We start from the raw sequence: 14,328 nt of genomic DNA, 5'->3' as shown, positions 1-14,328 counted from the left end.
GGCTAGTCCAGGAGGAGCGCGGGCTCTTCCAGGATGGCCGCGACGTCGGCCATGAAGCGGGCGGACAGATCACCATCCACCACGCGGTGGTCGAACGACCCGCCCAGCGTGGTGATCCAACGCGGAATCACCTCGCCGTCCAGGACCCAGGGCTTCTGCTTGATGGTGCCGAACGCGACGATGGCTACCTCGCCCGGGTTGATGATGGGCGTTCCGGTGTCGATGCCCAGGGCACCGATGTTGGTGACCGTGAGCGTGCCGCCCTGCATCTCCGCCGGCTGGGTTTTTCCCGCGCGGGCAGTGGTGGCCAGGTTGTTCAGCGCGAGGGCCAATTCCTTCAGGGACAGGTCCTGGGCGTTCTTGATGTTCGGCACCATCAAGCCGCGCGGGGTGGCTGCGGCAATGCCCAGGTTCATGAAGTGCTTGACGTGGATTTCGGCGGTGTCGGAGTCTTCGCTGTCCACCCAGGACGCATTCACGCTGGGGTTCCGGGCCGCCGCCCAGATGACCGCCTTGGCCAGGATGAGGAGCGGGGAGACCTTGATGCCCTCAAAGTCCCGGGAGGCCTTGAGCCGCTTCACGAACTCCATGGTGCGGCTGGCATCGACGTCCACGAAGATGCTGACGTGCGGCGCGGCGAACGCCGATTCCACCATGGCCTTGGCCGTGGCCTTGCGGACGCCCTTGACCGGGATCCGCTCCACGCGCTGGTCCTGCGGCTTTCCGGCCTTGCCCCAGAAGCCATCAGCCTTGTCCAGTTCCGCATCGCGCTGCGCCTGGTAGCTGACCAGGTCCTCGCGCGTGACCTCACCGCGGGAACCGGTGGCCACCACATCCGCGAGGTCGATGCCGAGGTCGCGGGCAATCTTGCGGACCGGCGGCTTGGCCAGGACCCGGTTGACCAGGCCCGTGATGGTGCCGCCCAGGGTGGGGCGGTTGTCCACGTCGCCGGTGTCCTTGCCGGACACCTCCGCGGCCGTCCGCGGCTGCACCGGCTCGACTTCAGGAGCGTTGCGCGTCACGGAAGCGGCGGGTGAGTTCTTGCGGGGACGCCGCTTGACGGCGTCCGCCTTGGGTCCGGAACCCACCAACGGAGCGGTGGCCGGGGAGCTTCCGCTGCCGGCCGCCGTCGGCTGTTCCGCCGTGTCCTCCGGGAGCTTGCCGTACAGCGGCTGCGCCGGGGCTTCCGGCGCGCGGACGTCCGCCGGGGTGGGATCGCCGGCGACTTCGTCGCTGACGCTGATGATGGCGGTGCCGACGTCGACGGTCACACCCTCCCCCACCAGCAGCTCGCTGACGGTCCCGGCGAAGGGGGACGGCAGTTCCACGATCGACTTTGCGGTTTCAATCTCGCAGATGACGTCGTTGATGGCGACAGCATCGCCGGGCTTGACCTTCCAGGAGACGATTTCGGCCTCGGTAAGGCCCTCGCCGACGTCGGGCAGGTTGAACTTATTAAGGGTCATGGTGTCCTCAGTAGGAGAGGGCGCGGTCCAGCGCCTCCAGGATGCGGTCGATGTCCGGAAGGTAGTCTTCCTCCACCTTGGCAACGGGGTAGGGCATGTGGAAGCCGCCGACGCGGATCACCGGCGCCTCGAGGGAGTGGAATGCCCGCTCGCTGATCCGGGCGGCGATTTCGCCCCCGATTCCGCCGAATGTGGGCGCCTCGTGTGTCACGATCAGCCGGCCGGTCTTCTGGACGGAGGCGGTGACGGTGTCGAAGTCGATGGGGGAAATGGACCGGAGGTCGATGACCTCAAGGCTCCGGCCGTCCTCCTCCGCGGCATTCGCGGCCGCCAGGGCCACGGGCACCAGGGGGCCGTAAGCCACCACGGTGGCATCGGTTCCCTCCCGGAGGACATGGGCCTGGAAGGGGTCTTCCGAAAGGCCGGGGCCCTCGACGTCAACCTCGCCCTTGAGCCAGTAGCGGCGCTTGGGTTCGAAAACGATGACGGGGTCCTGGCACTTCACGGCCTGCTGGATCATCCAGTAGGCGTCATGCGGGTTGGACGGGGTGATGATGCGCAGGCCGGCCGTATGCGCGAACAGGGCCTCGGGGGACTCGGAGTGGTGCTCGATGGAGCCGATGCCGCCACCGTACGGAATCCGGATGACGACGGGCACGCTGAGGTTGCCGTTGCTGCGTGAGTGGATTTTGGCCAGCTGGGTGGTGATCTGGTTGAAGCCGGGGAAGACAAACCCGTCGAACTGGATCTCACAGACCGGGCTGTACCCGCGCAGGGCAAGGCCAATGGCGGTGCCGATGATTCCCGACTCGGCCAGCGGGGTGTCCACCACGCGGTCCGGGCCGAATTCGCCGATCAGTCCGTCGGTTACGCGGTAGACGCCGCCCAGGGGCCCGATGTCCTCGCCCATCAGCAAGGATTTGGGGTTGGCGGCCAGGGTGGCGCGGAGGCCTTCGTTGATGGCCTTCGCGATGGTCATGGTGGTCATCAGTGGCCTGCCTTTGCTGCGTGCCCGGCGGATTCTTCCCCGCCGGCGAATCCTGCGCTGTATTCCTCGAACCACGCCAGTTCCTCGGCCACCAGCGGGTGGGCCTCCCTGTAGACGTTGGCGAAGGCCTGCCGGATGTCCGGGTCTTGAAGATCGTGGGCGGTGCGCCGGACGTAGGAGGCGAGCTCGTCGCCGTCGGCCTTGACCTTGGCGAAGAAGCCCTCATCCGCCAGGCCTTCGGCACGCAAGTACTTCTCCAGCCGCGCCAGGGGATCCTTGGCCCGCCAAGCGTCCTCTTCGGCGGACTGGCGGTATTTGGTGGGATCGTCAGCGGTGGTGTGGGCCCCCACCCGGTACGTGAAGGCCTCGATCAGGACCGGCCCCTTGCCTTGGCGGGCGTGCTCGAGCGCCCACTCGGTGACCGCGTGCACGGCGATCACGTCATTGCCGTCCACCCGGATGCCCGGGAAGCCGTAGCCCTTGGCCCTGTTGGAGAGCGGGACCCGGGTCTGGACGTTGGTGGGCACGGAGATGGCCCAGTGGTTGTTCTGGCAGAAGAACACCACCGGGGCGTTGTAGGAGGAGGCGAACACCATGGATTCGTGGACGTCCCCTTCAGAGCTGGCGCCGTCGCCGAAGTAGGCGATCACGGCGGCGTCCGGCTCCTTGCCTGCGCCACCGGTGGCGGCGGCGAGCTTCTGGTCGCGCTGGATTCCCATCGCGTAGCCCACGGCGTGGAGGGTCTGCGCGGCCAGGACCAGCGTGTACAGGTGGAAGTTGGTGTCCTTGGGGTTCCAGCCACCGTTGGAAACTCCGCGGAACTGCCGCAGCAGTTCGGCAAGGTCCACGTTGCGGGTCAGTGCAACGCCGTGCTCGCGGTACGTGGGGAAGATGTAGTCCTGTGGCTGGCTGGCACGGCCGGAGCCGATCTGCGCGGCCTCCTGGCCCGTGAGCGGCACCCACAATGCCAACTGGCCCTGGCGCTGGAGGGCGGTGGCTTCGACGTCGAACCGGCGGATCGCGGCCATGTCGGCGTAAAGACCGCGCAGCGCGTCCGGGGTGAGTTTGTCCGCGTAGCTGCTGAACACCGGATCGGCGCCCAGCTTTCCGTCAGGGCCGAGCAGCTGCACCATGTGGGCCGCGGGCTCGCCCAAGACAGCTTCAGCATCAGCTTCCCGCTGGTCGTCTACCGCTGTTCCGTCGAACTCGGTGGAAGGCAGATGAGTGCCCATACCGTCTCCTTGCTTGCCGCATCCGGATGCAATGCGAATGTCGCTGGGATATATGCCGCGAAGGGAATACATTCCGCTTCCGGCATATACATTGGCTTACTGATCCTAACTTTATCTTCGGTAGGTAGCAGAAGGGCTACTTGTTAAGTGCTAGGAACTGGCCGGCGCCTTTGTATAGTCGGCACACAACTGGAGGAAACGCGTGTTGGCTTCGGCCTCCCCGATACTTACCCGCACACCCTCGCCGGGAAACGCCCGCACGGAAAGGGCCCGCGTCCCCGCCAGCTCGGCAAACGCCGTACTTTCAGCACCGAGGGCGAGCCACACGAAGTTGCCCTGCGCATCGGGGATGTCCCAGCCGAGCTCCCGCAGGCTGGCGGTAACGCGTGTCCTCTCATCGACGAGCGTTTGTACCCTTTCCACAACCTGGCCGTAGTTCTCGAGCGAAACAATTGCCGCCCGCTCCGCAATTTGGGACACCGCGAACGGCGTTGCGGCAACCCGAAGATACTGGGTCAGTTCGAGATGGGACACGCTGTAGCCAACCCGGAGTCCTGCCAGGCCGTGCGCCTTGGAGAACGTCCGGAGCACCACCACGTTGGGGTATTTGCGGTAGAGGTCAATCCCGTCCACGGCATCCGACGCCCTGACGAACTCCTGGTAGGCCTCGTCGACCACCACCACCACATCGGCGGGAACGGACCGGATGAAGGCCTCGGTCGCGGCTGCCGTGAGGGCAGGTCCGGTGGGGTTGTTGGGGGTGCAGAGCAGGATAACCCGGGTGCGGGCGGTGACTGCGGCCGCCATGGCGTCCAGGTCATGCCGGCCGTCCGGCAGCACGGGGATACGCACACTCTCCGCGCCCGCAAGGCCCACACTGATGGGGTAGGCCTCAAAGGACCGCCACGCATAGATCACTTCATCTGCTTTGCCGTCCTCGTTCTGCCCGGCGAAGGCCGCGAGGATCTGGCTGAGTGCCCCCAGGCTTCCCGCCCCGGTCACAATGTCCTCCGCCGGCACGCCAAGGAACCCGGCGAGCGCAGCCCGCAGCTTACTGCTCAGTGGGTCCGGGTACCGGTTGAAGTCATCCTGCCGGGCGATCGCTTCCAGGACAGCAGGAATGGGCGGCAGCGGGTTCTCGTTGGATGACAACTTGTAACTGGCCATGCCGCTGACGGCGGCGGGCGGTTTTCCTGCGGCGTAACGGGGCAGCCGGTCCAGCACCGGGCGCGGCGCGATTCCGCCTGCCCTGGTCTCAGATGAGGTCATGGTTCCAGCCTACTTCGCGGCTGCCGGGGGCACCCGGGAGGCATCCCGGAGGCAACCCAAAATCCGGGCCAGCACCGCAAGCCGCCGCGCGGGCCATGTGGAAGCATGGTGGCATGGGTTCATTCATCCTTCGCGTCATCGTCAACGCCGCAGCTCTTTGGGTGGCCAGTTGGATACTGCCGGGAATGGACATCTCAAGCACCGCGACATCCGACGCGGTGGCTCGGTCCGGGATATCGCAGGATACCGGCACCATCGGGGTTGTCCTGGCCTACCTGTTCATCGGCCTCATCTTCGGGGTGGTCAACGCCTTTGTACGGCCGCTGGTAAGGCTGCTGGCCCTGCCCATCACCATCCTGACGCTGGGCCTGTTCGCCATCGTCATCAATGCCGCCATGCTCTACCTGACGGCATGGATCAGCAGTTACACCCCCGTGCACCTCACCATTGATTCCTTCTTCTGGACCGCGGTGCTGGCCGCCATCATCATCTCCCTGGTCTCCATGGTGGCGGCCATCCTGCCGGGCGGGCGGCGCTGATCCCGGCAGTCCCGCAGCCGGCCGCCCAAGTAGGGGTACGCCCCGAAACAAGTACACGGCAGGTGCGCATCGGCTGAAACCCGCCGAAAGTGCAGTACCGGCCACCCATGACCCCCGGAACGCCGCCTCCTAGGCTGCTGCCAGTTGGGCCGCCCAGCGGCCCGTAGCTGTCAGTTTCTGGAACGGGGGCCATCAGTGAAGGCCATAAGGATCCTGGTTGCCGCCTGCCTGCTGTTCGCCTGGCAGGCGGCCCCGGCACACGGGGCAGTCGCATCAGGGGCGGCCCCTGGGGACGCGGCGGTGCTCGGCAACGACATCTCCTGGCCGCAATGCGGCGGCGGGCTGCCTGGACCGCCCGCCTTCGCGGTGGTTGGGGTGAACGGCGGACGGCCGGACACGGTCAATCCGTGCCTGTCCGCCCAGCTGGCTTGGGCGAACAGCACCTCCGACGCCATCGCGGGAATTCCGGCGGCGGTGTACGTTAACACCGCCGCCACCGGACCAGTGGAATCCTTGTGGTGGCCGGCCGGCAACACTTACCTGGGCAAGGACGTGGGCGACCCCTACGGAGTGTGCGACGGCACGGCATCCCCGGCCTGCGCCTACGTCCACGGGTACGCCATGGCGTTCAACGACGTGGTGATCCTGCAAGAAGCGGGCGACGCCGCGGTGCGGCACATGTGGTGGCTGGATGTCGAAACCGAAAACAGCTGGCTCTGGGACACTGGCGCCAACGCAGCCGAGCTGGAAGGCATGGCTTCGTATCTGGAAAGCACCGGCGCGGAGGTCGGGATCTACTCCACGGCGTATCAATTCGGCGAAATCGTCGGCGCCCTCAATCCGGGAAGCAAGCTCTCCGGCCTGAAGAGCTGGCTGGCAGGTGCGGAATCCACTTCCACAGCGCAGGAGCTGTGCGGGGCCGCCCCCCTCACCGCCGGCGGGACGGTAGCCCTGGTCCAGTTCACCGACGGGGACCTCGACTACAACGTGCGGTGCCCCGCCGCTGCTCCAGCCCCGGCGCCGCAAGCACCACCCGAGCCTGCTCCACAACCGGAGAAGAAGCACGCGAATTTGTACGGAGAGCTGCGCGCCGCCGAGATCTCATGAGTCAGCGGCCGCCGCGGTGCAGCTCCTGGGTACGGGCGTCACGTGGAACAAGGGCTGTCGGCGCTTTCGCCCGGGTCAAGGAGTAGCGCGTGGCAGTGGCGACGCCGCCGGCTCCCAAGACGCCGCCCAACGCAGCCGTTGACTGAACGAGCGAAGGATCACTGCTTGCCGTGACCAGACGCGCACTTTCCTGGTAGCCAGTCAACCCGTGGCCAAGCCCGAGAGCGCCTTCCCCCTCGACCTCACGGAGCGGAGTGTTGATGGAGACAGTCACGCGATTGCGGGTTTCTGGGTTGGCTGCACCGTCCGCCCCCGGCACCCAGTCGGCCTGGTGCTCCAGGTGAAGCGTCGAAATCTGTGCGTCAACACTGATACCCGCCACCGGCGACCCGGCCGTCAGCACATACTTGACGTCGTACTCCTGTCCAACCCGAGGGTCGGAAGCGAAGTTCATGGCGTGGATGCCACCCTGGCTGTATCCCACCGCCACGACTGGCGCGCCCTTCTCGGCCCCGGCGGCAGCCAGCGCCTGGAGCACGGCAGCGTTAATCTGCTCGGAGTCATAGAGCATGCCCTCGGCGATTCCGGCCTCATCAAAGGGGTTTGAACGGCCGGCGTTCTTTCCGGCGGCTTGGGTTCCGGGAAGAACCACGACGAACGTCTTCTGGCCGCCGTTGTCAACCTCGATGACCTCGACACAGCCCGGCCCGCGTGCATCGATGAGCCGGACCTGTTCCAGGAGACCGGCCGGTGACGTATCCAGGTCCACCTGTAGCGATTCTTCCTGCCGCACAGAGATGGGCCGTGGAACCGCATTGCCGGCAAAGAGCTTCATGCCGAGGTCCCTGGCATAGGGCGCCTTGTCAATGACCTCTTGCATTTCCGGGGCACGAAGTCCCAGGCCCACGATGATTGATTCCATCGTCCACCGGTCCACCGCACCGGCCTTCGTCATGACCTCCAATGAAGGTACGGCGTCCCTGGACCAGTTGATGCCGACCCGTCTGCCCTCTGCGGCCCAATGTTCGGCTTCAGAGTAGTCACGGATGCAGGCTCGAACACTGGCGGCTATCTCCTGCATCCCGGTGCGCACCGCGCGAAGCTGTGTGTGGCTTTCCCGCACAGCCACCACATGCTGCGCATTAGACCAAGGGGGCTGATGATCGAGCAGGCACAGGTCATCCAGGACACGTCCAATTTCCGTCTCCGCCTTCAGGAGATCCCCGGCAAGGTCATCAATCCTCCGGGCGCCCGTACCAAGTTCCTCGAGCTGTACGCTGATGCCTCCCACACCGCCCCGCACCGTCAGATCTCCGTCCCGGGAGGAGTGGGTCAGCCTGATACTTTCGGAACCGGGCGGGAAGTCAGCGGTCATCCCGGCCAACTCGAGCCAGTGGAGAGAACGTGGGAACCCTCCCCTGCACGACGGGCCACCGCTTGCCGCGCATCCTCCAGCCGCCCCCGTGCAGAACGCAGCGCGCCAGCCTGCGCTGACAGCGCGTCCCTATAGGCACGGCCGGCCGGTGACTCCCAGTTGAGCAGTTGGGTATCGCGGATACCCGCCAGGACTTGTTCGACCCTCCCCTCGCAAACTGCGACCCGCCCTATCAGTTGCTGGAGCTCATTGCCGGTGCGCTGCCCGCTGCCCCAGATCCCGTCCGCCAGATCGTTCCCCATGCCCTCTCCTGCCTTGCCTCCGGGTTTTGATACCCGCCCCTCACCACCTGCCATCCCCACGCTAGGGACACCGTCCGCCCCGGGTAAGCGCCGCCGTCGGCTATGTGGACAAGTAACCTGCGCTGCCCGCTTAAGGCGCCGCGTGACTTCGTGAAAGAATCAGCACATGCCTGAAACTGTTGCCACAGCTGACACCCGTACGCCCTCTGGACGCCTGGCCCTTGCCGCGTCGCCGGAAAAAATCGCGCTCGGACCCCTCGACGGCCGCTACCAGCCCGCCGTCGCGCCCCTGGTCGATTACTTGTCCGAGGCAGCACTGAACCGGGACCGCGTGGCCGTTGAAGTGGAATGGCTCATCCACCTGACCAGCAACAACGTCCTTCCGGGCGCCGGCCCGCTGAGCACGGAACAGCAGGAGCATCTCCGCGCTGTCGTCACGGAGTTCGACGCCGCCTCCGTGGCCGAGCTCGCAGAGATCGAGGCCGTCACGGTCCACGACGTGAAGGCCGTGGAGTACTACATCGGGCGCCGCCTGCCCGCCATCGGCATCGAAAACCTGACCGCCATGGTCCACTTCGGCTGCACCTCCGAGGACATCAACAACCTGTCCTACGCCCTCGGCGTGAAGGGTGCCGTGGAGGACGTGTGGCTCCCCGCTGCCCGCACGCTCGTGGCGCAGATCAGCACGATGGCAGAAGAGAACCGCGCGGTTCCCATGCTGTCCCGCACGCATGGCCAGCCTGCCACCCCCACCACCCTGGGCAAGGAACTGGCCGTCATCGCGCACCGCCTGACCCGCCAGCTGGACCGGATCGCCAGGACCGAATACCTCGGCAAGATCAATGGCGCCACCGGCACCTATGCCGCCCATGTGGCCTCCGTCCCGGGTGCTGACTGGCAGCAGGTGTCCAAGTCGTTCGTCGAGGGGCTGGGCCTCACCTGGAACCCGCTGACCACCCAGATCGAAAGCCACGACTGGCAGGCCGAGCTGTACGCCGACGTCGCCCGCTTCAACCGGATCCTGCACAACGTCTGCACCGACATTTGGAGCTACATCTCCATCGGCTACTTCGCGCAGATCCCCGTCGCCGGTGCCACGGGCTCCTCCACCATGCCGCACAAGGTCAACCCCATCCGGTTCGAAAACGCCGAAGCCAACCTGGAGATCTCCTCCGGCCTGCTGGACGTCCTGGGCTCCACGCTGGTCACCTCCCGCTGGCAGCGCGACCTCACCGACTCCTCCAGCCAGCGCAACATCGGCGTCGCCTTTGGGCACTCCCTGCTCGCCATCTCCAACGTTGCCAAGGGCCTGGAGCGCCTGGACGTTGCCGAGGACGTGCTGGCCGGCGACCTGGATACCAACTGGGAAGTCCTGGGCGAGGCCATCCAGATGGTCATGCGCGCCGAGGCGATCGCCGGCGTCGAAGGCATGGAGAACCCGTACGAACGGCTGAAGGACCTGACCCGCGGCCAGCGCGTGGACGCCGCCCGCATGCAGGAATTCGTGCAGGGCCTGGGCCTGTCCCCCGACGCCGAGGCCCGGCTCCTGGCCCTCACGCCCGGCAAGTACACCGGCATCGCGGACCAGCTGGTGGACCACCTGAAGTAAAGCCCTCAGCAGGGCAGGAACGTACGACGACGGCGCCGGGCCCGGGAGGGTCCGGCGCCGTCCGTGCATCCCGGCTCGCGCGCAGGCCTGCCGATGCAGCGCAGGTAATCCGGTTTCCGATCGGGTGGGAAACTGGAATCATGAGGCTGCTCCTGATCCGACACGGCGAAACTCCCGGCAACGTCCTGGGCCAACTGGACACCGACCACCCCGGCCCAGGGTTGACCGAACTGGGTGAACGCCAGGCCGAGGCCATGGCACGGGCGCTGGCCAACGAGCGCATCGGGGCACTCTACGCCTCCACCCTGATCCGGACGCAAATCACCGCGGCCCCGCTGGCCCGGCTGCATTCCCTGGATATCGAGGTCCTGGACGGCCTGCATGAAATCGAGGCCGGCTCCCTGGAGAAGCTCACGGACCACGAATCCCACAAGCGCTACATGGGGACGGTCATCTCCTGGGCCGCAGGGAACCTGGACCAGCGCATGCCGGCGGGACCGGACGGCCACGCCTTCTTCGAACGCTTCGACGCTGCGATCGCAGACGTGGCGGAGCGGGCGATGCGCGAAAGGTACGGCACGGCGGCCGTGGTCAGCCACGGCGCCGCCATCCGCACGTGGGCGGGCCTGCGGGCCCGGGGTGCAGGCCACGAGTTCGCGGCACGGCACATCCTGGCGAACACTGGAATCGTGGCAGTCGAAGGCAGCCTGGACACCGGGTGGAACCTGATCCACTGGGATGGCAGCCCGGTAGGCGGGCTCGCTTTGGCCGATCCGACCGCAGAGGATCCGACCGGCCGGGATATCACAGCTCCCTAGAGCTCCTGCCGGTGCCGCCGGCCTGGGAAGATCCGCCGCGTCCTGCACGGGCTGCCTTGGTCGCCCCGCGGAACCGCAGGGACCAGCTGCGCCGCCATCGCGGCGGCATCCGCCGCCGTCGGCCTCGCTGCGGCGTCCATGGCGGTCAGGGCGCGCAACAGGACACCCCAGTCGCCCAGGTGGTCAGGGACCTGCGGGGACCTCAGGGTCCGTGCCACGAGAGACTCGATCGCCGTCCCCGGGAACGCTTTGGTCCCGGTGAGGAGTTCCAGCAGGACCAGGCCCATGGCGTAAACGTCCCACGACGGGTCGGCCACCTGGCCGGAGGCCTGCTCCGGACTCATGTAGTGCACTGTTCCCGAGGAGATCCCCGGTTCGGGGGCTGACCCCGCCGCAGCAGTGATACCGAAATCGATAATGCGGACCGGGCTCCTCCGCAGGCCGCTCAGCATCAGGTTGGCCGGTTTGATGTCACGGTGCACCAGGCCCCGGGAATGAAGGTGGGCCAGCGCACCGAAGAGGCCGCGCGCCCACCCTGCGACATCTGCCGGGCGCGGGCTCTGCACCCGGATGGCCTCCGCGAGGCTCGTCCCGAGGGCCAGCTCTTCGATCAGGAAGGCATGCCCGCTGGAGGGGCCGCCGGCAGGCATGACGCCGCCGGCAATAAACCTCACGATTGAGGGGTGGTCCAGCCCGGCCAGGACTGCCGCTTCATTGTGGATCCGCTGCTGGTGCCTGCGGTGGCCGGCAGTGGCGATCTTGACAGCTGCATCGGGGCCGCCAGCCAGGTCAACGGCCCGGAAGACTTCGGCGCCAGAGCCGCGGCCCAGCCGTTCGCCCAGCCGGTACCGGCCTGCCAATACGACGCCTGCGGCGGGACCGGGGGGCTGCTGCCCTGCCGCGGGCATTACCGTCCCGACGGCGGTCATGCCGGAAGGGCAGCTGAGGAGGATCCCTGGCGAGAAGCACCCGCTGATCGTTTGTGGGCACCGCTCGCGGGCCACGCATCAAGCTGGAATCCGCAGCCGCAGCGCCACACTGGCGGAAGTTCAATGCCGCCGGCGCCGGCTGGCGCGAACGTGTAGCTGGCGCCTTCGGGCCCTACGGCGGGAGTTACCAGCTGCATTGCCGTTCCACAGTGGACCGCGGACTTTCCCTGCGGCGCGGAATTGCCGTCCAGGGTAGGTCGGAGCAGATAGGCACTGGTCAGGACGGCCGCGTCGTCGCGGGGATCAGGCGGTGAAATTTCGGTGAAAGTAACCAACTCACTCACGACTCCGTTGGGAAGCAGCTTCGGGGAACAATCGTAAGCTTACATATAACTAGTCAATCTAGCTAGTACGCCTAGCTAATCTTTTTCTCTTCCCCGTCGTGTGCGGCGAGCGCCTCCGTCATCCGCCGCAGGAAATCCACCACGACACGGGCTTCCTCTGCCGAAAGGCTTTCCGCCACGGACATCATCCGGCGGTGCATGGCCCCCAGCGTTTCGCGGACTTCCTTATCCGACTCCCCGGTGGGGATAACCACCACGGAGCGCCGGTCCGTGGGGTGCGCTTCACGCCGGACGTGGCCACTGGCAACCAGCCGGTCTATCAAAGATGTGGTGGAAGCACTAGTAATATTGAGGAACTGGCTGAGGTCCTTGGGGACCACTTTTTTGCCGGACGCCTGCACCCGCAGCAGGTACCGGAGCGCGAGGATGTCCGTTTCCCCCATGCCCATGGAGTCCCTGGTGGTGCGGCGGATCTCCGTCTCGGCCGACCGGTAGTCCCGGAGCGACTTCAACACCGCTGCGCTGTAGTCCAGCTGCCCGTCAGGTCCGTACCAGTAGCCAGAGCCCTCATTGCCTGAAGAAACCATGAAATCATTTTAGACCACCTGATAACTAGCCTGCCAAGTAACTTAACTGGACACGGCGGTCCGGCGTTATCCAGGTGCTTACCGCCAGGAAACACCCGCGTAATCCCCGGCACCTAGCCTTGTCATGCATACCCCTCCGGCGAATCGAGGCAGATATGCAGACAAACCCCAGGCTAAACATCAGGCAGGTCCCCTGGTCCAACCCGGTGGGAGCCGATCTTCGCCGCGCCCAGCAGGCCGAACTCGATGCCCGCTTTGGCCGGCCGGACCACGAACCCGGCCCGCCGCCGTCGGGCGCCGACTGCGCCGTCTTCCTGGTGGCATACGACAAAAGCTCGGGCCAGCCCGTGGGCTGCGGCGGGCTCCGGCTCCTGGACGGGGCGACCGCAGAGATCAAACGGCTCTACGTCCTGCCGTACACGCGCGGTTCAGGGGTGGCCAGCTCCATTCTTGCGGCCCTCGAAGCAGAGGCCTTCAGCCAGGGCATCACCCGTATCAAGGCAGAAGCCGGATCAGCCCAGCCTGACGGCAGGAACTTCTATGAGAATTCCGGCTTTGAGGCGATCCCGAATTTTGGGCCCTATATCGGGGTGCAATACTCCTACTGCTATGCCAAGAGCATCAACGCGCGCAGCGCCGCCCAGACGGCCATGGCATAGGGCGGCTGCGCGGAGCCCACCCCTGGCTCACGGGTGCGATGCAGCAGGACCCAGCCGCGCGGCGAGGTTGAGCAGGCCGTCACGGAAGGGTTGGGCGCCGTCCGCTAAAGCCATCTTCATCATCGCCGCGGACCCCACGCTGAGGGCGCGCGTCCGCAGTCGACGCTGCCGGTCGTAGGCAGCAAGCGCCTTGTCCCGCGGCAGGCTGTTCAGCAGATCCGCCAGGACCACGGAATCCACCAGCGACTCGCAAGCGCCCCGGCCGAGGTTGGGCGTCATGGCATGGGCCGCGTCCCCCACCAGCACCGCCGCACCGCGGACATAGGACTGCAGTGGGGGCGCAGTCCAGATCCTTTGGGCCAAGGAACACTCCGGACTCGCAGCGGCCAGCACCCGCCCAATGGCGGGAGCGTGGGCGGCGAAGCGGCGCCGCGCCTGCCCCAGAGCCTCGTCCACATCGATGTCCGCGGGGCCCAGCTCCGAGCGCCAGCTGGCGTACCAGTTGGTGCCGCCCGGGGCGGCTGCAATGCCAAACAAGTCTCCCCGGCCCCAGTACTCCCCCACCACTGCCACGTCGACGGAGGACGGGATGGTGCCGCGGACGGCGATGACGGGGCTCAGCCTGGCGTCCGCCGCCGCGCCCCACACCTCCCGTCGGACCACACTGTGGACGCCGTCAGCGCCTGCCACCAAGGCGCCACTCCCAGGAACCTCCCGCACTTGGGCGACCACCCTGCGGACGCTGCGCGGCACAGCCCCGTCCAGCAGCCGCAACAGGTCCACACGGGAGATTCCGAACAGTTCTCCGCCGCGGATGGTGATCCAGGGCCGGCCGGCGGCATTGCGGATGGAGCCATTTCCCAGCACGGTGCTCACCGCCCGCGCCCCCGCCAGGATGCCGATCCGCGCCAAGGCGCGCTGGGCATTGGGCCACATGGCCAGCACCGTGCCCACTGAGGGTAATTCCGGACGCTTTTCATAGACGGACACCTCGTAGCGGGAAGGGTCCAGGCAGGCCGCCAAGGCCAAGCCCGCGATGCCGCCGCCGACAATCGAGATCGCTTCCATGCGGCCGATTTTACTACTTTTGTAGTGGCTGGGAAG

General features: G+C 66.6%; 13 protein-coding genes. 5 read left to right on the top strand and 8 right to left on the bottom strand.

Features of this window, described 5'->3' with window-relative positions; genetic code table 11:
- Positions 1-2: 2 nt before the first annotated feature.
- From QRN53_RS20525 to QRN53_RS20510, 4 genes are all read right to left on the bottom strand, one after another.
- A complete protein-coding gene (locus QRN53_RS20525) occupies positions 3-1,466 on the bottom strand; it encodes a dihydrolipoamide acetyltransferase family protein (RefSeq protein ID WP_285245657.1) in 1,464 nt (487 codons plus the stop codon).
- 7 nt (positions 1,467-1,473) lie between these two features.
- Entirely contained in the window at positions 1,474-2,454 is a 981-nt protein-coding gene (locus QRN53_RS20520) for an alpha-ketoacid dehydrogenase subunit beta (RefSeq protein WP_285245656.1), read from the bottom strand.
- Positions 2,454-3,686: a pyruvate dehydrogenase (acetyl-transferring) E1 component subunit alpha gene (gene pdhA / locus QRN53_RS20515; protein WP_285245655.1), complete on the bottom strand. Its 1,233-nt coding sequence runs from the start codon at positions 3,684-3,686 to the stop codon at positions 2,454-2,456. The genes QRN53_RS20520 and pdhA overlap by 1 nt, the downstream gene beginning before the upstream one ends.
- Before the next feature lie 150 nt (positions 3,687-3,836).
- Positions 3,837-4,955 carry a histidinol-phosphate transaminase gene (locus QRN53_RS20510; protein WP_285245654.1) on the bottom strand — a complete coding sequence of 373 codons (1,119 nt, stop codon included), beginning with the start codon at positions 4,953-4,955 and terminating at the stop codon, positions 3,837-3,839.
- Between the two features lie 113 nt (positions 4,956-5,068).
- On the opposite strand from QRN53_RS20510, the gene QRN53_RS20505 reads away from it, so the two are divergent.
- Both QRN53_RS20505 and QRN53_RS20500 read left to right on the top strand, forming a co-directional pair.
- Complete coding sequence (locus tag QRN53_RS20505) at positions 5,069-5,494, top strand: phage holin family protein (RefSeq protein WP_285245653.1); 426 nt, start codon at positions 5,069-5,071, stop codon at positions 5,492-5,494.
- Between the two features lie 195 nt (positions 5,495-5,689).
- Positions 5,690-6,601 (top strand): glycoside hydrolase family 25 domain-containing protein, encoded by a 912-nt coding sequence (locus tag QRN53_RS20500; RefSeq protein ID WP_285245652.1) that lies wholly within the window; start codon positions 5,690-5,692, stop codon positions 6,599-6,601.
- A 1-nt stretch (position 6,602) separates the two neighbouring features.
- On the opposite strand, the gene QRN53_RS20495 is transcribed toward QRN53_RS20500, so the two are convergent.
- A complete protein-coding gene (locus QRN53_RS20495) occupies positions 6,603-7,976 on the bottom strand; it encodes a hypothetical protein (protein WP_285245651.1) in 1,374 nt (457 codons plus the stop codon).
- A gap of 468 nt (positions 7,977-8,444) precedes the next feature.
- Here QRN53_RS20495 and purB point away from each other — a divergent pair, with 468 nt between their 5' ends.
- The gene (purB, locus tag QRN53_RS20490; protein ID WP_285245650.1) at positions 8,445-9,887 is read left to right on the top strand and encodes an adenylosuccinate lyase; all 1,443 of its coding nucleotides are present in this window, start codon (positions 8,445-8,447) and stop codon (positions 9,885-9,887) included.
- 140 nt (positions 9,888-10,027) lie between these two features.
- Positions 10,028-10,705: a histidine phosphatase family protein gene (locus QRN53_RS20485; RefSeq protein ID WP_285245649.1), complete on the top strand. Its 678-nt coding sequence runs from the start codon at positions 10,028-10,030 to the stop codon at positions 10,703-10,705.
- Here QRN53_RS20485 and QRN53_RS20480 read toward each other — a convergent pair.
- Together QRN53_RS20480 and QRN53_RS20475 are read right to left on the bottom strand one after the other, a co-directional pair.
- A complete protein-coding gene (locus QRN53_RS20480; protein WP_285245648.1) occupies positions 10,702-11,634 on the bottom strand; it encodes a serine/threonine-protein kinase in 933 nt (310 codons plus the stop codon). The genes QRN53_RS20485 and QRN53_RS20480 overlap by 4 nt on opposite strands.
- A gap of 415 nt (positions 11,635-12,049) precedes the next feature.
- Positions 12,050-12,565 (bottom strand): MarR family winged helix-turn-helix transcriptional regulator, encoded by a 516-nt coding sequence (locus tag QRN53_RS20475; RefSeq protein ID WP_285245647.1) that lies wholly within the window; start codon positions 12,563-12,565, stop codon positions 12,050-12,052.
- A gap of 155 nt (positions 12,566-12,720) precedes the next feature.
- Between QRN53_RS20475 and QRN53_RS20470 the strand changes: the two genes are divergently transcribed.
- On the top strand, positions 12,721-13,224 hold the full coding sequence (locus QRN53_RS20470) for a GNAT family N-acetyltransferase (protein WP_285245646.1): 504 nt from the start codon (positions 12,721-12,723) through the stop codon (positions 13,222-13,224).
- A gap of 27 nt (positions 13,225-13,251) precedes the next feature.
- Here QRN53_RS20470 and QRN53_RS20465 read toward each other — a convergent pair whose 3' ends face one another.
- On the bottom strand, positions 13,252-14,292 hold the full coding sequence (locus QRN53_RS20465; protein WP_285245645.1) for an FAD-dependent monooxygenase: 1,041 nt from the start codon (positions 14,290-14,292) through the stop codon (positions 13,252-13,254).
- Positions 14,293-14,328 lie beyond the last annotated feature (36 nt).

It is taken from the genome of Pseudarthrobacter sp. fls2-241-R2A-127, assembly GCF_030209355.1.
Classification (GTDB): domain Bacteria; phylum Actinomycetota; class Actinomycetes; order Actinomycetales; family Micrococcaceae; genus Arthrobacter.
Note: the sequence above shows the minus strand (reverse complement) of the source record. Positions and strands in the feature narration are given on the sequence as shown.

Coding starts and splice junctions, on each gene's coding strand:
- QRN53_RS20520 (WP_285245656.1), bottom strand. CDS start 2,454: ATGACCACCATGACCATCGCGAAGGCCATCAACGAAGGCCTCCGCGCC.
- QRN53_RS20465 (WP_285245645.1), bottom strand. CDS start 14,292: ATGGAAGCGATCTCGATTGTCGGCGGCGGCATCGCGGGCTTGGCCTTG.
- QRN53_RS20485 (WP_285245649.1), top strand. CDS start 10,028: ATGAGGCTGCTCCTGATCCGACACGGCGAAACTCCCGGCAACGTCCTG.
- QRN53_RS20525 (WP_285245657.1), bottom strand. CDS start 1,466: ATGACCCTTAATAAGTTCAACCTGCCCGACGTCGGCGAGGGCCTTACC.
- purB (WP_285245650.1), top strand. CDS start 8,445: ATGCCTGAAACTGTTGCCACAGCTGACACCCGTACGCCCTCTGGACGC.
- QRN53_RS20475 (WP_285245647.1), bottom strand. CDS start 12,565: ATGGTTTCTTCAGGCAATGAGGGCTCTGGCTACTGGTACGGACCTGAC.
- QRN53_RS20480 (WP_285245648.1), bottom strand. CDS start 11,634: ATGACCGCCGTCGGGACGGTAATGCCCGCGGCAGGGCAGCAGCCCCCC.
- QRN53_RS20470 (WP_285245646.1), top strand. CDS start 12,721: ATGCAGACAAACCCCAGGCTAAACATCAGGCAGGTCCCCTGGTCCAAC.
- QRN53_RS20510 (WP_285245654.1), bottom strand. CDS start 4,955: ATGACCTCATCTGAGACCAGGGCAGGCGGAATCGCGCCGCGCCCGGTG.
- pdhA (WP_285245655.1), bottom strand. CDS start 3,686: ATGGGCACTCATCTGCCTTCCACCGAGTTCGACGGAACAGCGGTAGAC.
- QRN53_RS20505 (WP_285245653.1), top strand. CDS start 5,069: ATGGGTTCATTCATCCTTCGCGTCATCGTCAACGCCGCAGCTCTTTGG.
- QRN53_RS20495 (WP_285245651.1), bottom strand. CDS start 7,976: ATGACCGCTGACTTCCCGCCCGGTTCCGAAAGTATCAGGCTGACCCAC.